Raw genomic sequence first — 19,704 nt, 5'->3', positions numbered from 1 at the left:
AGCTGGGGAAGCCGGTCCGGAAACTGGGGAGATCGGCGGTAGGAGTTGGGGAAGTTGGTGATGCGTCGGGCGGTGGGAGGGGGCCTGGGTCAGCGGCCTGGCGGCGGCGGGAACGGCTGTCCGACCGGCGGCTGCGGGAAGGGCCGTCCGAAGGGCGGCTGCGGACCTGCGGGCTGTCCGACCGGCGGCTGCGCACCCGTGGGCCGTCCGCCCAGAAGGCTGCGGGTGAGCGACTCGGCCTCCGCCATCAGCGCCGCAGCGGCGTCGTCGAGATGGCTGTCTCCGGGTTCAGCGCCTCCCTCGGCCGCGCCCAGCACGGCACGCCGCACGAGCTCTTTGGCGAGCGCCGCCGTCGTGCCTTCGGTCTGCAAAGCCGCGCGGTCCAGCGCGTCCTCGGAGAAGTCCATGCCGCGGCCATACAGCCTCAGCAGCGCGCGCCGTTCGGCAAGCGCCGGCAGCGGAAGCTCAACGGCGAGGTCCACGCGGCCCGGCCGCTGGGCGAGGGCGCGCTCGAGCAGCTCGACCCGGTTGGTCGTGAGGACGAAGGCGACGTCGGCGTCGCCTTCGAGGCCATCGAGCGCATCGAGGATCTCGAACAGGAGGGGCTGAGGGCCCGGGCTGAAGCTGCGGTCCTCGGCAACGAGGTCGACGTCTTCGAGCACCACGATCGACGGCGCGAGGGCCCGCGCGAGCGAGGCAGCCTCCGCGACGCGCGCGAGGGCTCGGCCTGTGAGCATGACGACTGTGGTCCCCCGTGCCGAGCCGAGGAGGTGGCGCACGGTGTGCGTCTTCCCGGTTCCGGGCGGGCCGTAGAGGAGCAGTCCGCGCTTGAGGTGCTGTCCTCGCGCGGTGAGCGCCCGCGCGTTGCGCCCCACGCCGAGCGTGTGTGCGTGGATTCGGCCGAGGAGTCCGTCCGGGAGGATCACCTCGTCGTCGGGAACGCGCGGTCGCTCGATGAACGTGGCCCCGCCCCCCGCGGCCTCGGAGCGGCCCGGGCCGTAGCCCTCGGCCGCGAGCGAGATGACCTGCCCCTTGAAGACACTTTCCCGGTCCAATCGCCGGTGGAGTTCGGCGAGGAGGCCGGAGGCGACGTCGTCGTCTGGCGTGATGACCTCGAGCGTGACGTTCGGCCGCCCGAACCGCGCCGACGGTTCCCGCTGGAGCACGGTGACCGGCCTTCCGGCGAACCGGAAGAGGCGGACGCCGAACGAGACGGTGCGCCGCTGCTGGTCAGGACCGACGGGGAGATTCGCGAAGTCGGGCTGAGACAGGGCAAAACGCCCCATCCACGGCGTGCTCTGCACCATGTCGCGCAGTGTCGCGTGGTTTCGAGCCTCCCCGCCGGAGACGCCGACGAGCTGCGCCTCGGGGTCTTCCGCCGCGAGACTCTCGAGGATCGAGTCGATGTCGACCAGCCGATGCGGAGGGACTGACTCCACGACAATCGTGAGCGCGTCGGGGTCCGAGCCGAGGTGTTCGGCGAGCACGTCTCGCAGCGCACGGCCGCTCGAAGCTACCCCACTTTGGGCCGCGATCCGCACGAGTGCGCCGAAATCGTCGATGAACTTCCCCAGAGCCTCATCCATGCCCTTCAGGCTAGCAGTGACCTCCGTCACTGGCGTGTCTGGCTGTGAGAGGACCACAATCGATTCATGGCCAGCTACGTGGGCGCCGAGCGCGCCTCAAGTACTGACCCGCGGGATTGGGGACGCGCCTTGGCTGTCGCTCTTGAGCGGCTGCTTGAGGCTGCCCGTCTCGACGGGCGCTATGCCGAGCACGTGCACCTCTACGGCGAGGACCTGATCTTGCGGATCGAGGAAGACGGCGACGGCGCAATGGTCACCGTCCGCTGGGTGCCGCGGGAAGATGCCGCCGCCCAGGCCGGCGACCAGCCCGACGGCGACGGCGAGCCCGACGACGGCGAGAAGCTCGCGAGCTGAGTCCGGTCATTCCGGTCTTGCGAAGCGCTCGGCCGTGGCAGCGACACGCCTACCGGCGGAGGGTCGCGAAGATGACGACGTTGTCCACGGGCGTCTTGTCTGCCGGGCGGAGGAGGCACGTGATGACCACGAGTCGGTCGGGCGTGTTGGCCCAGACCTCGGCATGGCGCGGGAGATCGGTCTTGCCGACGGTCTCGGCTCCGCTCACGACGTACACCTTCCCCTGGACGGCGATCTCGGCGCCGCGGGCGATGGCTGCGCGGCCGCCGTCGACGTCGATGAGGTAGTTGCCGGGTCCCACGCCGCCGCGGACCGCGTGCATGACGACGAACACCGTGCCCTTCCCCGGATCCTGCGGCGATGCGCCGCGATTGCGGACGAGGTAGGCGGAGCGGAATCCGGGAGGGACGATCGCGCCGTCGACCTCGTCGAGCGCTCCGAGCGGGACGTTGAGCCCGACCGACGGGACGCTGAAGCGGTCGCCCCCGCTTGCCTCGACAGGGTTGGCCTTCTGGACGGCCGCGGCTGCCGGGATGTCCGCCTGGTCCGGCGCCACGGCGTTGCCGCGCAGATCGACGGGCGCGGAGTGCGCCTCGAGCGGGGCGGCCGTTGAGCCTGTCGTCGAGGCGGCGAATCCGGTCAGGCCAACGGCAATGAGGACGGCGGAGGCCGCGCCGGCTGCGAGGAGCAGCAGGCGCGGCCTCCGGCCCGGACGACGGCGCAGGCTCACGGACGCCTAGGCATCGTCGCGTCGGCGGGCGATCACCACGGTGACGGCGGCGAGAGCGATCCCGACGGCGGCCGTGAGCGCCCAGAACCACGCCGCCGTCGTGCTCCCTGCGTCGACCGCGTGGCCGCCCGTCTCGACGACCGCTCCGGGGTCGCTCGGAGCTGCCGTGGGCGTCGGCGTCGGGGCAGCGGCGATCGTGAGGGTGAGCGTCTGGGTGACCGGGTCGTTCACGGAGACCGTGAACGCGTACGTGCCGGCCTGCGTGGGCGTGCCCGTGATCGTGTTGCCGGTCAGGGTCAGGCCCGGCGGGAGCGTGCTTCCCGGCGCGAGGCTCCAGACATAGGGTGAGCCGTCCCCGCCCGTGGCCGTGAGCGTCGCGGTGTAGGCGGCGCCGACCGTGCCGCCGGACAGCGTGCCGCCCGAAGTGATCACGAGCGCGGGGTGGACCGTGATCGTGACGGACGGGCACGCTGCGCTTCCCATCGCGTTCGTGGCGGTCACCGCGAACGTATACGTCCCGGCCGTGCTCGGCGTCCCGGCCAGCGAGCCGGTTGCCGCGTCAAGGGTCAGTCCCGGCGGGAGCGCGCCCGACGTGACGGCGAAGGCGGGGGCAGGGAACCCGGTGGCGGCGAAGGCGTACGGGCCGTAGGGCGCGGCGGCGACCGCCGTCGTCGGCGGGGTGCACGCCGTCGTCTGGGGTGCTGCTCGAACGGTGAGTGTCGCCGTCCTGCTCACGACGGTGCCGAGCGGGTTGGTGGCGGCGACGGCGAACGTGTAGGTGCCGGACGACGTCGGGACGCCGGACAGCACGCCGCTTGCTGCATCCAAGGCAAGCCCCGGCGGGAGCGCGCCGGTCGCGATCGTGTAGGTCGGGCCCGGGATCCCGTCTGCCGCGTACGTGTACGGCCCATAGGCGGACCCTGTGACGCCCAGGGCGGGCGGCGTGTCTGCCGTGAATCCGGTCGGTGCGGCTCCCGTGAAGGAGATGGCGATGGACGGCGCGGTGCCGACGGCCGCGAGCGCGACCGTGCCGCCGGCGGGCACGAGCGACGACCCGCCGCCACCGCCTCCGTAGGTTGAGATACAGATGTCGCTGCCCTGGCCGCCGCCGTAGTAGCCGCCGCCACCACCGCCGCCGCCGCTGAAGGTCGCGCCGCCGCCGCCCTGACCGAGGCTCCCTGGGGTCCCGCTCCCGCAATTACCGCCACTGCCCATGGCCGTTCCGCCTGTGCCCCCTGCTGTGAGCGATCCGGCCCCTCCGCCTTGCGGGGTTGGCGAGCCGTCCTGGCCGGCGGCCCCTCCGTTCGCGCTGGGGTGGGAAAACCCGCCGCCGCCTCCGCCGCCGGCGACGAGCAGCCGCGAGCCCAGCGTGGCCGCATCCGTCCGGGGGAGCGTGCGGATGTCGGAGGCGCCGCCCCCGGGTCCGAAGACCCCGCCGCCGCCACCGTTCCAGCCCCCGGGGACCAACCACATACGGGCGGGATCTGCGCCAGCGTTTGTCGACGTCCCGCCGACCTCGACGTAGAGCACGGAGCCGGCCGTCACGGAGAGCGCGCTGCTCGCGATCGCCCCGACCCCGCCAGCGCCGCCAGTTGATGCCAAGTAGGAAGGGGGGCCAGCGAAGGATCCCGAAGCACCCGAAGCACCCACGGCCGTCACCTGGACCTGGCTCACGTTCTGGGGGACCGTGAACGTCTGTTCGGTGCCCGTGTAGGCGTAGACGCAGGTCACCGTCGTCCCCGCGACCGTGCACGAGCCGCCTGCGGCGTGCGCCGGGCTGGCCACGGCCAGCCCGGCGAGACCTGCCCCCGCCGCGAGGGCCGACGCCGTCGTGATCCTCAAGAACTGCTTGAACTGCATTCCCGCCATCCCCATCCGAGCGAACTCTGTCGCTGTGAAGCTACGGCCGCTCTCTGCGCGAAGGCCTCGAAATCGCGAAAACCTATCAAGAATGGATAGGTTCGCTATCTGAGCTCGCGGCGGGACTTTGCTCCCGTCTTGGCGAGCACGTTGCGCATGTGGAAGGCGGCCGTTGCCGCCGAGATGGAGAGCTCGTCGGCGATCTCCCTGTTGGTTCGGCCGGCCGCGGCGAGGAGGTGGACCTCGCGTTCGCGGGCCGAGAGGCCGGCGAGGCGGGCGTCCCCCGCAAGCGGGGGCTCGCCGAGTGTCAACAGCGTGTTCTGCCAGTATGGGTCGGCGTTGAGCTCCCTGAACGCGTCCCGAGCAGCCTTGAGGTTGCGGAGGCCCGCGGTCCGGCTGCCACTCGCGATCTGTACGCGCCCGAGCGCCTCGCGCGCACGGGCCGCCGGGAGGGGGAACTCCGTCCGGCGCGCGGCTCGGTGGAAGCTGCGGCGCGCCTCGTCGTGGAACCCGTAGGCCTCGTGGACGCGGCCTTCGAGCCAGTCGAGGTCTCCGAACGGGAGGGCCTGTCCTGGCTCGACCCCGTCCCTGAACGCTGCGAGCTCGCGGTCTGCGGCTTCGGCGTGGCCGAGGGCTGCAAGCGCCTCGATGCGGTAGGCCACGACGCCGTGACCGCCGAGGCCGGCCGCCGTCAGGGCCGCCGGGGTCAGGACCTCGAGGACGCCTCCGTAGTTGCCACCCGTCCGTGCAGCTTCGGCGCGGGCGACGAGTTCGAAGACCGGTCCACCGCCGCCATATTCCGGGATTTTCGCGGAGTCGAGCGCGGCGAGGCCGGCTGCCGCGGCTTCGGCATCCCCACCGGTTGCGGCAAGCAGGGCCTCGAGCGCGTGCGTGTGGGGCCGGACGGAGACGTCCATCGTGTCGAGCATCATGTGGGTCGCGGTCGTCAGTTGGGACCGCGCGTCCTCGTAGCGCCCGAGGATCCAATACGCGAAGACAAGGAGGCAGCGGGCCTGGCCGAGACTCCAGCCGCCGCCGACGTCGCTCGCGACACTGAGGGCTTGCTCAAGCCCGCGTGCGGCCCGCGCGATCTCGCCGCGCCGGAGGTGGACGCCCGCGAGGCACGTCAGGGCGTCGACGAGGCCCGGCGACGGCGGCGCGGACTCGACCAACGCGAGGAGTGTCCCGAGCGACGCGGTGACCTCCTCGGCAGATCCCCGCCGTCCGGCGTCGACGAGGAAGAGGGCCGCGAGGCGGAGTCTCAGATCGTGGGGGCGGAACAGCGGCAGGAGTCGGGCGTCGCTCGGCGCGCGATCGGGGAACTCGTCGACGAGCTGTCGGGCACGGTCGAGCAGCCCCCGGGGCGGCGGACCGTCGTCGCCGACCATATGGGCGACGGCGGCGAGCAGCGCGGATTCCACGCCCACGAGCGCGGCATCGGGATGGTCCATGGGCTGCAACAGGATGAGGCCCAGGATCTCCTTGGCCTCGGCGGCCGCCCCGGAGATCTGCAGGGCATTCGCCAAGACCAGGTCCCTCACCGGCGATCCGGGCATCGCGCGCAGGGCTGGGACGAGGTCGAGCACCAGCTGGGTCTCGTAGCGGGCGACGGCGAGCACGCCCGCCTCGAGCAGGAGCTCCTCGCGGTCTGGGCCGACGCATAGCTCTGCTGCGTGCCGCAGGCATCGGAGCAGCTGCTCAGTCCGATGAGCCGGTGCCGAGGCGGCCCGAGCACGCACCTCGTCGAGCAGCGACGGCTCGAGACGATCCGCCGTTGCGAGACGCAGTTCGAGGCGCCGGAACTCGTCGTCGGCCTGCTCGGCGGCTGCGGCGAGGATCGCGGATACGGCGCCGCGGTCCATCGAGGCCGTGGCCTGCCGCGCGAGCACGCCGTGGCAGACCGCGACGCCATCGCCGGCCGCTACGAGGAGCCCCGAAAGGAGGGCCGCGTCGACGTCGACCGCGAGCCCAAGCGACGCGGCGATGGCCTCGACCTCGCTCGGGGGAGTCGCGCTGCCGAGCGCGCTGCAGATCTCGACGACGTGGCGAACGGCCGCGGGTGCCGCGGCAGGCCACACGAGCGGAGCCGCCGCAGGCCCGAATACGTCGACGTGTGCGTCCCAAAGCTGACCCGGCGTTGGAACGGGTGCTTCGACGCCCGCGTCGATGAGGGACAGGAGCCCGCCGGACTGCTCGCGGATGCGCTCGGCGAGGCGCAGTGAAACGTCCCAGCCGTGGGTGCGCGAGATGAAGGTGCGCACCTGCTGCGTGGTGAGCGGCTCGAACGCGATGTCTCGCACGAGGCCCCACGCGCTCGGGTCTGCTCCCTGGAGCAGTGCGGCGGTCGCCGAGGCCGCCGGACGGCCGAGGACGAGAACGATCGAGGGCGCGTAGGCCAGGCGGGAGAGGACGAACCTCGCGAAGCGGACGGAGGCGTCGTCGACCCACTGCAGATTGTCCACGACGAGGCAGACCTGCGCGCGCCTGCCCGATCTCGCCATGAGCCGTTCGAGCACGTCGAGGGCGGCCGCCGTCGTCTCATCAGCGCTCGCCGACTGCAGCGGTCGCGGGGGAGAGCCTGCCGCCCGGGCGAGACGGTCGGCGAACGAGAAGGGCACATCGGCCTCGTACGGATCCGCCGCCACCCACACGGCCCGCCGGCGCACGCCTGCGATCAGCTGCCGGCCCCACTCGCTCTTGCCAGTTCCCTGAACCCCGAGGCCGACGACGAACGCGCTGGACCGATCAGCCGCGACGCGAAGGACTTCGGCGGGCTGATCGCCGACCGAAAGGCCCGGATGCGGAACTGCCCTGTGAACCACGTGACGCCCCATGCGTTGATTATCAATGGCTTCGGCGAAGCCTTGCCGCATCGTCCGGGCGAGTGTCACGGTGGGGTGCATGGGACGGCTCGTCGTACAGGAAATTGTCAGCGCCGACGGATTCGCCGCGGATGCCGACGGGAACTTCACGTTCACCCAGAAGCTCGAAGGCGGCACGGCGGAGTGGGACCGGCACCAGTTCGCATGGCTCGACGGCGTCGAGGCCATGGCCCTGGGCGCCCGCACGTATGAGATGTTCAACGGCTTCTGGCCCACACCGGCCTCGGAGAGCGAGCTCATCGCCGACAAGCTCAACGCCCTCGACCGCTACGTCTTCTCGACCACGCTCTCGACGGCGCCGTGGGGCACGCTCGGCGAGTGCCGCATCGAATCGGGCGACGCAGCCGAGGCGATCCGGCGGATCAAGCGCGAGGCGAGCGGCGCCGTCGTCGTCTGGGGCAGCCTCAGCCTTGCCCGCTCTCTCTTCGCCGCCGGGGAAGTCGACGAGCTCCGGCTCCTCGTGATGCCCGTCGCGCTCGGCGCAGGCCGCGGGTTCTTACCGGAGCGCACCCAGCTTCTCAAGCTCACGGGAACGGCCATTCTCGATGGTCTCGTCGAGCTCGTGTACGACGTCCAGTCGGCCTGACCATGGCGACTGAGGGCGACGTCCGCGCGCTGTGCCTCGCGCTCCCCGGAGTCACTGAGCGCATGAGCTGGCAGCAGCCGGCGTGGTTCGCGAGAACCCTCTTCGCGCGGATCTGGGAGCCCGGAGTCGTGACGCTCAAGACCGAGGAGCGCGAGGCGCTCGCGGCCACCGATCCCGACACGTTCTTCTGGACGCAGCATCACGAGCGCCCCCCGGCGAACCTCGTGCTGGTTCGGCTCGAGCGGATTCGTCGCGACGAGCTCGCGGAGATGATCGGGGAGTCGTACCGGATCGCGGGCGGGGCGGGGAGAAGCTGAGCGCCTTGCGGTTCCGCCGGTTTTGCGCATTTCCGCCGGTTGCCGTTATTTCCGCCGGTCAGGGGCAAATCCGCCGGTGCTAGCCCCCTCCTTTGCTGCCAGTCGGCGACAATGCGCCTTCGAGCGGTTTAAGGGCCTCCGCCCCCGGCGTTGCGCGACCGGGGGCGGAGAGTATGGGTGGCGGGTGGGTGAGATCGGGCGGGGGCGTGTGCCCGTCAGGTGGGTACGACGGCGCGGGGCGGCTCAGTGCCAGTCCTGCCCCGCGCCGTCGTGCTTTGGGGGCCCGCCGCCGAGGTCGGCCGGGCGGGTGAGATGGGTCGCGGGCGGGTGGGGGTCAGCCCGGGAGCGGCGCGCCCGTGAGGCGGACCTGGCGGTTGACGTCCTTGTAGAGGAGGTACCGGAACTCGCCCGGGCCGCCCGCGTAGCAGGCCTGCGGGCAGAACGCGCGGAGCCACATGAAGTCGCCGGCCTCGACCTCGACCCAGTCGTTGTTGAGGAGGTACATGGCCTTGCCCTCGAGCACGTAGAGGCCGTGCTCCATGACGTGGGTCTCGGGGAACGGGATCACGCCGCCGGGCTGGAAGGTCACGATGTTCACGTGCATGTCATGCGCGAGGTCGTCCGGGTCCACGAAGCGCGTGGTCTTCCACACGCCGTTGACGTTCGGCATCTCGCGGGGTGCGACCTCGGCGTCGCTCGTCACGAAGGACTTGGCCTCGTAGCCCTCGAGCCGCTCGTACGCCTTGCGGATCCAGTGGAACGAGACGATGTCTTCCGAGGCGTTCTCGAGGCCCCACGCGTCGCCTGCGGCGAGGTAGGCGTAGCCGCCCTCCTCGAGCTCGTGCACTTCACCGCCGAGCGTGAGGTTGACCTTGCCCTTCGTCACGAAGACGACGCCTTCGACGCCCGCCTCGAACTCGGCCTTCGGGGCAGCGCCGCCCGGGCCGATCTCGACGATGAGCTGGGAGAACGTCGTCGCGAACCCCGAGATGGGGCGCGCGATGATCCACGCACGCGTGTTCGTGAAGCCCGGGAGGTTGCTCGTGACGATGTCGGTCAGGACGCCCTTCGGGATGACCGTGTAGGCCTCCTTGACGATCGCGCGCTCGGTCGTGAGGTGGGTCTGTGGCGGCAGGCCGCCCTCGGGGTAGTAGTACTTGCCCATGTGTGAGTCCTTACTAGTGGGAGGTCGAAGCTAGTTCGAATTCAAAGCAACCCGGAGGTGCGGGTGTGCGAGGCGCGTGAGCTCAGCTTCCGTGAGACCAGCTGAGACCTGCACCTCGTCCGCGCCGACCGCGCCGCACTGGACGCCGCGCAGCACGAAGGCCGCAAGGGCGCGGGCCGTCGCGGGCTCGTCGAGGACGGCGCCGACGGTCTGCTGGACGTAGTTGCGGAGGCGCTCGGTCGCCTGGGGCAGCCCCTCGCGGTAGAACGCGTAGGTCGCGATGTACCGCGTGGGCAGCTGGTGGGCGTGAAGGTCCCAGCCCTGGTAGTAGCCGCGCTCGAGCGAGCGGCGCACGAGGCGCGCGTGGAGCTTCCACGCCTCCTCGCGCTGGGCGGAGTCGCCGAGCGGGAGGATGTTCGTCGACCCGTCGGAGAGGCGGATGCCCGTCCCGGCGACCGCGAGCTGCATGACTTCCTTCGCGAAGTCCGCGACGGGATGTTCCATCGACTGGTACGCCGCGGCGATCTGGAGCGACGCCGAATAGTCGTACGTGCCGTAGTGGAGCGCCGTGATGCGCCCGTCCGCCTTGTGCGGGAGCTGGGCCACCGGGTGGCTTCCGTCCGCGCCGATGATGAGCTGCGGCGTCTCGACCTGGACCTCGAACCCGAGGCGGCCCCGGTGCAGGCCGAGCGCGGATTCGAGGCGTTCGACGGCGTAGACCATCGCCTCGACCTGGTCGACCGTGCTCACCTTGGGCAGGGTCAGGATCAATCCCTCGGGGAGGCTGTCCGGCCCGCCACCACCCACCCCAACGAGCCGCGCCAGGAAGAGCTCGAGCGTCCGCAGGCCGCGCCGACGCGTGGCCTCCTCGAAGCACTTGAAGCGGATGCCGACGAACGGCGTCGCGGTCCCGGCGGCCATCGCGGCGGCGACCTGGTCAGCCGCCCGGACGGCCTCGGCGTCCTCCGTTGCCTCGGGATCCTGCGACTTTCCCGGGGCCAGATAGCCGTCCTCGAAGTCGATCCGCAGATCCTCGATGGCCTCGGTGCGCAGCTTCGCCTCGACGCGCGGGGCGACCTCGGCGGCGAGCTCGGGGGAGAGGCCCACGAGCTCCGCGAGGCGCTGGATCCCGCCGGCCTCGGCCGCCGCGGCCAGGGCCTGCTGGCCCCAGTCCGCGGCGATCGACGGCGTGTACCGGTCCGCGGGCACGTACACGGTGTGCACGGGCTGGCGCGTCCCGGAGTCCCCGGGGTAGCCATCGGAGAGGAGGCGGTCGGTGTCGGCGAGGCCGGCGTCGATCCGCTCGTAGTCGGCGTCCCCGAAGACCGCCTTCGGGTAGGCGCCCGCGGCGGGCAGGCTCATCAGCCGACCAGCTCGTACGCGGGCGTCGTGAGGAAGTCCGTGTAGTCCTCCGAGAGGCAGATGTCCGCGATAAGGCGGCTCGCCGGCTCGTAATACTTGTTGAACAAGTCAGAGTCGACCTCGCCGCGCAGGCGCTCGGTCTCCTCGCCGAGGATGCGTCCCACGAGTTCGCGCGTGACGGTGTTCCCCGTGTCGGAGAGCACGACCTTGTTGTGGATCTGCTGCCACACCTGCGAGCGGGAGATCTCCGCCGTCGCCGCGTCCTCCATGAGGTTGTGGATCGCGACGGCGCCGTTGCCCGAGAGCCACACGGCCGTGTACGCGACCGCGACGTAGAGGTTGAGGCGCAGGCCCTCCTCGGTCGCGACGCCCTCGGCGGAGGAGACGTCGAGGAGATCGTCCGCGGTCACGTGGACCTCGGGACGCTGGCGGTCGACCTGGTTTGCTTTTTCGCCCAAGAAGCGGTCGAAGACCGCCTCGCACGTCTCGACGAGATCCGGGTGCGCGACCCACGAGCCGTCGAAGCCGTCCGTGGCCTCGCGGGTCTTGTCCGCGCGGACCTTCTGGATCGCTGCTGCCGTGATCTCCGGCTCCCTGCGGTTCGGGATGAACGCCGCCATGCCGCCCATCGCGAACGCGCCGCGCTTGTGGCACGTCTGGACGAGGAGCTCGGTGTAGGCGCGCATGAACGGCGCCGTCATGACGACGGACGCGCGGTCCGGGAGCGTGAACTTCTCGCCCGCATCGCGGAAGAACTTGATGATGCTGAACAGGTAGTCCCAGCGGCCGGCGTTGAGGCCCGAGGCGTGGTCCCGGAGTTCGTACAGGATCTCGTCCATCTCGAACGCGGCCGGGATGGTCTCGATGAGCATCGTCGCGCGGATCGTGCCCTGCGGAATGCCGAGGTAGTCCTGCGCGAACACGAAGATCTCGTTCCACAGGCGGGCCTCAAGGTGGCTCTCCATCTTCGGGAGGTAGTAGTACGGGCCGCGGCCCGACTCGATGAGGAGCTTGGCCACGTGGAAGAAGTGAAGGCCGAAGTCCACGAGGGCGCCCGAGGCGGCCTCGCCGTCGATGAGGACATGGCGCTCCTCCATGTGCCACCCGCGCGGGCGGGTGACGACGACGGCGAGCGGCGCGTCCGTGCGGAGGCTGTACTCCTTGCCCTCGGGGGACGTGTACGCGAGCGTGCCGAGGGCGGCGTCGCGGAGGTTGAGCACAGAGTCGACGACGTTGCCCCAGTGCGGGCTCGACGCGTCCTCCATGTCCGCGAGCCACACCTTCGCGCCCGAGTTGAGCGCGTTGATGGCCATCTTCGCGGGGCTTGCGGGGCCCGTCATCTCGACGCGGCGGTCCTGGAGCGGCTCGGGCGCCGGGGCGACCTTCCAGTCGCCCGCGCGGATCTCCGCCGTCTCGGGCAGGAAGTCGAGGCGCCCGGTCGAGGCGGCCTCCGCGCGTCGTGCCTTGCGGGCCTCGAGGCGCTCCTTGCGCTCGCCGCCGAAGCGCCGGTGCAGCTGTTCGACGAACGCGAGCGCCTCGTCGGTCAGGATCTGCTCGGCGCGCTCGACCGGGTTGGTGTCGGTGACGGTGATGGCCATAGTTCTGCTTTCCTTCTCCCTGGTTCCCTGAACTGTCAAGAACTACGCGTGGGCCACGGCGACGATGGCCGCGGCGACGTCCTGCGCGACGTGCGGATCGAACACGCTCGGGATGATGAAGCTCGCGTTGAGCTCCTCGTCCGAGACGCGTGCCGCGATGGCCTGTGCGGCCGCGACCAGCATGGCAGGCTTGATGTCGGCCACGCCAGCGTCGAGCAGGCCCCGGAAGACGCCGGGGAACGCGAGGACGTTGTTGATCTGGTTCGGGAAGTCGCTGCGGCCGGTGGCGACGACGGCGGCGTACTCGGCAGCGGCGATCGGGTCGGTTTCGGGATCGGGGTTGGCCATCGCGAAGACGATCGCGTTCTCGGCCATCGTGGCGACCTGCTCGGGGCCGAACAGGTTCGGCGCGGAGACGCCGATGAACACGTCGGCACCCTTGAGCGCCTCGTGCAGCGTGCCCGAGAAGGACTCGGGGTTGGTGTTCTCGGCGATCCAGATGCGGTGCGCGTCCGTGAGCTCGAGGCCCTTGTGGATCGCGCCCTTGCGGTCGCACGCGACGATGTTCTTCGCGCCCTGCGCGAGGAGCAGCTGGATGATCGCGTTGCCCGCGGCGCCGACGCCCGAGACGACGATCCGGACGTCCTCGATCTTCTTCTCGACGAGCTTGAGCGCGTTGACGAGCGCGGCGAGCGTCACGATGGCCGTGCCGTGCTGGTCGTCGTGGAACACGGGGATGTCGAGCTCTTCGCGGAGGCGGGCCTCGATCTCGAAGCAGCGGGGAGCGGCGATGTCCTCGAGGTTCACGCCGCCATAGACTGGCGCGATCGCCTTGACGATCTTGATGATCTCCTCGGTGTCCTGCGTGTCGAGGCACACGGGCCACGCATCGACGTTCGCGAATTGCTTGAAGAGCGCGGCCTTGCCCTCCATGACGGGGAGGGCGGCGGCCGGGCCGATGTTGCCGAGGCCGAGCACGGCCGAGCCGTCCGTGACGACGGCGACCGTGTTGCGCTTCACCGTCAGGCGGCGGGCGTCCTCGGGGTTCGCGGCGATCGCGAGGCACACGCGGGCGACGCCGGGGGTGTAGGCGCGCGAGAGGTCGTCGCGGTTGCGGAGGGGCACCTTCGGGACGACTTCGAGCTTGCCGCCGAGGTGCATGAGGAAGGTGCGGTCGGAGACCTTGCGCACGCTCACGCCGTCGAGCGCGTTGAGCGCGGCGGCGACGTCTTCGGCGTGCTGCTCCGACGTCGTGTTGCACGTGATGTCGACGACGAGGCGGTCGTGGTGGGACTCGCTGATGTCGAGGGCCGTGACCGGGGCGCCGGCGGCCGCGACAGCGGCGGCGAGCTCGCCCGTGATGCTGATGCGCGACGGCGCGTCGACGCGGAGGGTGATGGAGTTTCCGGGGCTGGGACTCGCCATTGAATCGTCCTTCGGTCGGGGAGGCATCGGCCTCGATCAATTTCCGTACTACGGATATTATTGTCTACATCTTGGAAAAACAAGTCCCGCGACGTGGCACGGCCCGGTGCGGGGATGCTGCGTTATCGTGGTGATAGCCGCAGTGTTTCCGGGATGCGGATAATTAATGCCGGGACCAGTATCCGGCCGCTACCCCCTTGGAGGACACCATGGCCGAGAAGGCCTCAGGCGGCGTTCAGTCGGTCGAGCGCGTCTTCGAGCTCCTCGAACTCATCACGGACGCCGGCGGCGACGTCACGCTGAGCGAGCTCTCGTCGTCGACCGAGCTTCCTCTGCCGACGATCCACCGGCTCCTGCGCACCCTCGTCTCGCTCGGCTACATCCGGCAGCTCGCGAATCGCCGGTACGCGCTCGGCCCCCGGCTCATCCGCCTCGGCGAGGGCGCCAACAAGCAGCTGGGCGCGCTCGCCCAGCCCGAGCTCCGCACGCTCGTCGACCTCCTCGGCGAGACCGCGAACATGGCCGTGCTCGATTCCGACATGGTCATCTATGTCGCGCAGGTCCCTTCGCCGCATTCGATGCGCATGTTCACCGAGGTCGGCCGTCGCGCCCACACCCACGACACCGGCGTGGGCAAGGCGATCCTTTCCCAGCTCGGCGACGAGCAGGTCCGAGCCATCGTCGGCCGCCAGGGCATGCCGACCCCGACGCCGTACAGCATCGGCAACGTCGAGACGCTCCTCGCGGACCTCGACAAGATCCGCGCGCGCGGGTATTCGATCGACGAGCAGGAGCAGGAGATCGGCGTGCGCTGCTTCTCGATGGCGGTCCCGAACGCGCCGACGCCGACGGCGATCTCCGTGTCCGGCCCCGTGTCCCGGGTTGACGAAGCGTTCGGCGAGCGCGCCGTCCCGCTCCTGCGCGAGGCTGCGGCGCGGATCTCGGAGGACCTCAACCGGGCGTAGCGCCCCCGTTTGGGGGTCACCTTCGGTGGGTGTGGGGCGTTTGGGGGTCACCTTCGGTGGGTGTGGGGCGTTTGGGGGTCACCTTCGGTGGGTGTGGGGCGTTTGGGGGTCACCTTCGGTGGGTGTGGGCGCGTTTGGGGGTCACCTTCGGTGGGTGTGGGCGCGTTTGGGGGTCACCTTCGGTGGGTGCTTTCGCGCGCGACCCGCGGGTGGTGACCCTTGGATGAGGCGCGACCCACGGGTGGTGACCCTTGGATGAGGTGGGATTCCACTAGGCGGAAATGGGATTCCAAAAAAGTTCCGCAAAACTATGGCCTAGCTCACATCGGCTTGCTATCGTCGATGTGTCACGGCGGGCCCCCGGGCGATCCGAGTAAGCGGATCCCGGGAAGCTATCTACCAGGCATCCTCAAAGCAGAGCTATGGAAGTCTGGTCGGCCTCGGTTTCCCGTTTCTCCCCGGTCGGGCTGGACTTCCCCAAGTGAGGGAGTCTCCCCATGACCACCATCCCCAGCCGCACGTCCACTTCCGTGGACAGCAGCCTTCACCTTGCGCGAGCAGTCCAGCTCGCCGCGCAGAACGTCCTCGAGAACGGCGGCCCGTTCGGCGCCGTGGTCGTCAGTGCCGACGGCCAGATCTTCGACGGCGTCAATCGCGTCACCGCGAACAACGACCCGACCGCCCACGCCGAGGTCACGGCCATCCGCACGGCGTGCCGCGCGCTCGGCACGTTCGACCTGAGCGGCGCCGTGCTCTACTCGAGCTGCGAGCCGTGCCCCATGTGCCTCGCGTCGGCACTCTGGGCGCGCATCGCCGTCGTCCATTTCGCCGCGGACCGTCACGACGCCGCGGCAGCGGGCTTCGACGACGCCGCGTTCTACGACTACTTCGACACGCCCGTCGAGCTCCGCTCGATGCCGGTCGTGCACGCCGAGCCCGAGGGGATCCGCCGCACGGCGCCCTTCGAGCAGTGGTCGAGCTTCGCGCAGCGCATCGAGTACTGAGGCGGCCGCGATGAGCATCAACACCAGCACTGTGTCCACTGACGAGCTCGAACCCGAGCCCGAAACCGTCACGCAGACGACGACGGCGCCCGCGGGCGAGGTGCGCACCTCGCCTTCCCGCGGGGGACTCCTCGACCGAGTCTTCAGCATCACGAAGCGGGGCTCGACGATTCCGCGCGAGATCCGCGGCGGCCTCGTGACGTTCTTCACGATGGCGTACATCGTGATCCTCAACCCGCTCATCCTCGGCGGGTTCAACTCGAACACAGCGCCCACGGACGTCACGGGCGCGTTCCTCCCCGCCGCCCAGGTTGGGGCCATCACGGGCCTCACCGCGGGCGTCCTCACGATCCTCTTCGGCATCTTCGCGAACCTCCCCTTCGGGCTCGCCGCGGGGCTCGGGATCAACTCGTTCCTCGCCGTCGCCGTCGTCAAGGACGTCTCGTGGCCTGAGGCCATGGGCCTCGTCGTGATCAACGGCGTGCTCATCGTCGTGTTCGGCGTGACCGGCGCGCGGACCGCGATCTTCCGGGCCGTCCCGCGAGAGCTCAAGGCCGCCATCACGGTCGGCATCGGCCTCTTCATCGCGTTCATCGGCTTCGTCGACTCGGGCTTCGTCCGCGGCACGAAGGCCGGCCCGCCGGTCCAGCTCGGCCACGACGGCTCCATCACCACGCTGCCGACGCTCGTGTTCATCGTCGGGCTGATCCTCATGGGTATCCTCGTTGCGCGGAAGATCCAGGGCGGCATCCTGATCGGCATCGTCGCGACGACGGTGCTCGCGATGGCCGTCGAGGCGATCTGGCACATCGGCGCCGGCGGACCGAACAACCCCGACGGTTGGCACCTCAACACGCCCGTCCTCTCGGGGCAGCTCGTCTCGATCCCGGACCTGAGCCTCGTGGGCCATTTCGACCTCTTCGGCGCCTTCGGCCGGGTCGGCGTGCTCGCGGCCATCACGCTCGTGTTCACGCTCGTGTTCACGAACTTCTTCGACGCGATGGGCACGATGACGGGCCTTGCGAAGAGCGCGGGCGTCGCCCACCAGGACGGCACGTTCCCGCGGCTCAAGTCGGCGTTCATCATCGAGGGCTTCGGCGCGGTGCTCGGCGGCGCGAACTCGGGCTCGTCGAACACCGTGTACATCGACTCGGCCGCCGGCATCGGCGAGGGCGCCCGCACGGGCCTCGCGTCCGTCGTCACGGGGGCGCTGTTCCTCGGCTCGATGTTCCTCACGCCGCTCACGAGCGTCGTCCCGCTCGAGGTCGCGTCCGCGGCGCTCGTCGTGGTCGGCACGATGATGGCCGGACAGATCCGCGAGATCGACTTCACGAGGTTCGACATCGCGCTGCCGTCCTTCCTCACGATCGTCACGATGCCGCTGACCTACTCGATCGCGAACGGCATCGGCGCCGGGTTCGTGACGTGGGTCGTGATCCGGGCCGCGAGCGGCAAAGCGCGCTCGATCCACCCGCTCATGTGGATCGTCGCCGTCGGGTTCATCGTGTACTTCGTGCGCGGGCCGCTGGGGCACCTCATCGGGGCGGGCGGCTAGGCCGCGCACCCGAATTCTCACCGACAGGAAAACCACCCCTAGACCGCGCCCGCGGGGCCCCCGGATGTGACGCTCCGGGCCCCCGCGGGCGCACCATTGACTACATCCACTTAGAAGGGGGAGCCAGTGATCGAGCTCCTGAGCACGCTGCCCGCCTGGCAGCCCGCGTCCCGAGGGGAGCGCTGCGCCGTCGCGACCGTTGTTGCGGCGAGCGGGTCGGTGCCGCGGCCCATCGGCACGTCCATGCTCGTCGCCCCGCCCGTCGCCGACGGCGCTGCGCCGCGGGTCCTCGGCAGCCTCTCCGGGGGCTGCGTGGAGGCCTCGGTCGTCGCAGCAGCGCTCGACGTGATCGACGACGGCGCCGCTCGCCTCGAGCGCTTCGGCTTCAGCCCCGATGACCCGTTCGCCGTGGGCCTCACGTGCGGCGGCGAACTCGAAGTCCACCTCGAACCCCTCGCCACGGAGGCCGCGCGGGCACTCGTCGCCGGCACCCGGGCGCCGTTCGCCGTCGTCCGTCGCCTTGCCGCTGAGGGCGAGACCGCGGTGCACGACGGCGCCGCCCGCCTCGTGCTGCTCACCGCGCCGCCCGCGGGACTCGCCGAGCTGGACCGGACCGAGTTGGCCCGCGCGCTCGCTGGCCTGTTCCCCGGCGCGGGCGAGACCGCCCGCCGCGCCGCAGCGCTCGTGGGACCCGTGCTTGCTCAGGGGAGCACCGCCGTCGTGCTCGTGGAACCGGCGGGCGGCTGCGTCCCCGGAGCGCGGCCCGTGCGGCTCCTCGTCGAGAGCCGCCTGCCGGCGCCGCGCTTCGTCGTCGTCGGCGCGAACGACTTCGGGGCGGCGCTCATCCCGGCCGCGAAGCTCCTGGGCTACCGCGTGACGCTCGTCGACGCGCGCCCTGCGTTCGCCGGGCAGGAGCGCTTCGCCGCGGCGGACGAGGTCGCGGTCGCGTGGCCGCACGAGTATCTCGCCGCGGAGGCGGCCGCCGGGCGGCTCGACGCGCGCAGCGTCGTGTGCGTCCTGAGCCACGACCCCAAGTTCGATGTCCCGCTCCTCGACGCGGCCCTGCGGCTCGACCTGGCATACGTCGGGGCGATGGGATCGCGCCGCAGCCACGAGCAGCGCATCGCGTCGCTCCTCGAAGCCGGCCACGGGCCGCTGGACCTCGCGCGGCTGCATTCGCCGATCGGCCTCGACCTCGGAGCCGTGACCCCCGCCGAGGTCGCGGTCTCGATCCTCGCCGAGGTCGTCGCGTCGCGGGCTCCCGGCGCCGCGACGGGCGCGCCGCTTCGCGACCGCCCCGGCCGCATCCACTCCGTTCAGGGGTCACCTTCCGCGGGTGAGGACCCGCGGGACGTGACCCTTGGGCGGAGCCACCCGCGGGACGTGACCCTTGGATGGGAGCGGAAGGACTTGGAACGAGAGCGGAAGGGTGAGCCCTCATGGACCTGAACACGATCGAGGCTCTCGTCCCCACCGCCGACCCCGCCGAGTGGCGCGACGGCGACGCGTGGCTCGCGGGCGGCACCGTGCTGTTCTCCTACGGGAGCCAGACGCTCAAGCGCCTCCTCGACCTCACGTCCGCGGGCTGGGAGCCCATCGAGGAGGACGCGGACGGCCTGACGCTCGCGGCCACGTGCACCGTCGCGCGGCTGTGGGGCCTGGGGGACCCGGGCGGGGCGGCCGTCGCGCGGTGGCCGGGGCTCGCCGTCGTGCGCCCGTGCTGCGACGCGTTCGTCGCCTCGTTCAAGATCTGGAACCTCTCGACGGTCGGCGGCAACATCGCGACGTCGCTCCCCGCGGGGCCGATGACGTCCCTGTGCGCGGGGCTCGACGGCGTCGCGACCCTGTGGGGTGCCCACGGCGCGCGCGAGCTCGCCGTCGCCGAGCTTGTGACGGGCGACGGCCGCAACGCGCTCGCGCCAGGCGAGCTCATCCGCTCGATCCGGCTCCCCGGGCACGCGCTGCGCGCCCGCACGGCGTTCCGCCGCCTCTCGCTCAGCAATCTGGGGCGTTCGGGCGTGCTGCTCATCGGGCGGCGAGATCCGGACGGCGGCTTCGTGCTGACCGTCACGGCGTCGACGAAGCGGCCCGTCCAGCTCCGCTTCGGTCACGCGGAGCTGCCCGACGCCGTCGCCCTCGCCGAGGCGCTCGACGCCGCGATCCCCACCGACCTCTACCACGACGACATCCACGGCCTGCCCGTGTGGCGCCGCGACATGACCTACCGGCTCGGCGAGGAGCTCCGGCTTGAACTGTGCGCGGACCCGGGCGGGTGGCCGGCGGCGCAGCCGCCCCATGAACAGCGAGGAGCCTGA

16 protein-coding genes are annotated in these 19,704 nt (G+C 70.9%); 8 read left to right on the top strand and 8 right to left on the bottom strand.

What is annotated here, in order from left to right; genetic code table 11:
* Positions 1-89: 89 nt before the first annotated feature.
* Positions 90-1,586 carry an ATP-binding protein gene (locus tag RBS12_RS08985; RefSeq protein WP_307965741.1) on the bottom strand — a complete coding sequence of 499 codons (1,497 nt, stop codon included), beginning with the start codon at positions 1,584-1,586 and terminating at the stop codon, positions 90-92.
* 66 nt (positions 1,587-1,652) lie between these two features.
* Between RBS12_RS08985 and RBS12_RS08980 the strand changes: the two genes are divergently transcribed.
* On the top strand, positions 1,653-1,940 hold the full coding sequence (locus tag RBS12_RS08980) for a hypothetical protein (RefSeq protein ID WP_307965740.1): 288 nt from the start codon (positions 1,653-1,655) through the stop codon (positions 1,938-1,940).
* A gap of 49 nt (positions 1,941-1,989) precedes the next feature.
* On the opposite strand, the gene RBS12_RS08975 is transcribed toward RBS12_RS08980, so the two are convergent.
* From RBS12_RS08975 to RBS12_RS08965, 3 genes are all read right to left on the bottom strand, one after another.
* The gene (locus tag RBS12_RS08975) at positions 1,990-2,670 is read right to left on the bottom strand and encodes a class F sortase (protein WP_307965739.1); all 681 of its coding nucleotides are present in this window, start codon (positions 2,668-2,670) and stop codon (positions 1,990-1,992) included.
* Positions 2,671-2,676: 6 nt separating this feature from the next.
* The gene (locus tag RBS12_RS08970) at positions 2,677-4,530 is read right to left on the bottom strand and encodes an Ig domain-containing protein (RefSeq protein ID WP_307965738.1); all 1,854 of its coding nucleotides are present in this window, start codon (positions 4,528-4,530) and stop codon (positions 2,677-2,679) included.
* 104 nt (positions 4,531-4,634) lie between these two features.
* Positions 4,635-7,364: a LuxR C-terminal-related transcriptional regulator gene (locus RBS12_RS08965; RefSeq protein WP_307965737.1), complete on the bottom strand. Its 2,730-nt coding sequence runs from the start codon at positions 7,362-7,364 to the stop codon at positions 4,635-4,637.
* A gap of 67 nt (positions 7,365-7,431) precedes the next feature.
* Here RBS12_RS08965 and RBS12_RS08960 point away from each other — a divergent pair, with 67 nt between their 5' ends.
* Both RBS12_RS08960 and RBS12_RS08955 read left to right on the top strand, forming a co-directional pair.
* Positions 7,432-7,998, top strand: coding sequence for a dihydrofolate reductase family protein (locus RBS12_RS08960; RefSeq protein WP_307965736.1), 567 nt, complete (start codon positions 7,432-7,434; stop codon positions 7,996-7,998).
* A gap of 2 nt (positions 7,999-8,000) precedes the next feature.
* The gene (locus RBS12_RS08955) at positions 8,001-8,315 is read left to right on the top strand and encodes an MmcQ/YjbR family DNA-binding protein (protein ID WP_307965735.1); all 315 of its coding nucleotides are present in this window, start codon (positions 8,001-8,003) and stop codon (positions 8,313-8,315) included.
* A 334-nt stretch (positions 8,316-8,649) separates the two neighbouring features.
* Here the strand turns inward: RBS12_RS08955 and RBS12_RS08950 are convergent, their stop codons facing one another.
* From RBS12_RS08950 to RBS12_RS08935, 4 genes are read right to left on the bottom strand one after another with little or no spacing between them, the layout of a single operon-like run.
* Entirely contained in the window at positions 8,650-9,480 is an 831-nt protein-coding gene (locus tag RBS12_RS08950; RefSeq protein ID WP_307965734.1) for a bifunctional allantoicase/(S)-ureidoglycine aminohydrolase, read from the bottom strand.
* A 30-nt stretch (positions 9,481-9,510) separates the two neighbouring features.
* The gene (locus tag RBS12_RS08945; RefSeq protein ID WP_307965733.1) at positions 9,511-10,842 is read right to left on the bottom strand and encodes an aldolase; all 1,332 of its coding nucleotides are present in this window, start codon (positions 10,840-10,842) and stop codon (positions 9,511-9,513) included.
* On the bottom strand, positions 10,842-12,440 hold the full coding sequence (aceB, locus tag RBS12_RS08940; RefSeq protein ID WP_307965732.1) for a malate synthase A: 1,599 nt from the start codon (positions 12,438-12,440) through the stop codon (positions 10,842-10,844). Before aceB ends, RBS12_RS08945 begins: the two co-directional genes overlap by 1 nt.
* A 42-nt stretch (positions 12,441-12,482) precedes the next feature.
* Positions 12,483-13,865 (bottom strand): NAD-dependent malic enzyme, encoded by a 1,383-nt coding sequence (locus tag RBS12_RS08935; RefSeq protein ID WP_307965731.1) that lies wholly within the window; start codon positions 13,863-13,865, stop codon positions 12,483-12,485.
* Between the two features lie 209 nt (positions 13,866-14,074).
* On the opposite strand from RBS12_RS08935, the gene RBS12_RS08930 reads away from it, so the two are divergent.
* From RBS12_RS08930 to RBS12_RS08910, 5 genes are all read left to right on the top strand, one after another.
* Positions 14,075-14,830, top strand: coding sequence for an IclR family transcriptional regulator (locus RBS12_RS08930; protein WP_307965730.1), 756 nt, complete (start codon positions 14,075-14,077; stop codon positions 14,828-14,830).
* A gap of 497 nt (positions 14,831-15,327) precedes the next feature.
* Complete coding sequence (locus tag RBS12_RS08925) at positions 15,328-15,834, top strand: nucleoside deaminase (protein WP_307965729.1); 507 nt, start codon at positions 15,328-15,330, stop codon at positions 15,832-15,834.
* A 10-nt stretch (positions 15,835-15,844) separates the two neighbouring features.
* Entirely contained in the window at positions 15,845-17,389 is a 1,545-nt protein-coding gene (locus tag RBS12_RS08920) for an NCS2 family permease (RefSeq protein WP_307965728.1), read from the top strand.
* Positions 17,390-17,515: 126 nt separating this feature from the next.
* A complete protein-coding gene (locus RBS12_RS08915) occupies positions 17,516-18,838 on the top strand; it encodes an XdhC family protein (protein ID WP_307965726.1) in 1,323 nt (440 codons plus the stop codon).
* On the top strand, positions 18,829-19,704 hold the full coding sequence (locus tag RBS12_RS08910; RefSeq protein WP_307965725.1) for an FAD binding domain-containing protein: 876 nt from the start codon (positions 18,829-18,831) through the stop codon (positions 19,702-19,704). The genes RBS12_RS08915 and RBS12_RS08910 overlap by 10 nt, the downstream gene beginning before the upstream one ends.

It is taken from the genome of Sinomonas sp. ASV322 (assembly GCF_030908245.1).
Taxonomy (GTDB): Bacteria; Actinomycetota; Actinomycetes; order Actinomycetales; family Micrococcaceae; genus Sinomonas.
This window is presented reverse-complemented; position numbering and strand designations above follow the sequence as displayed.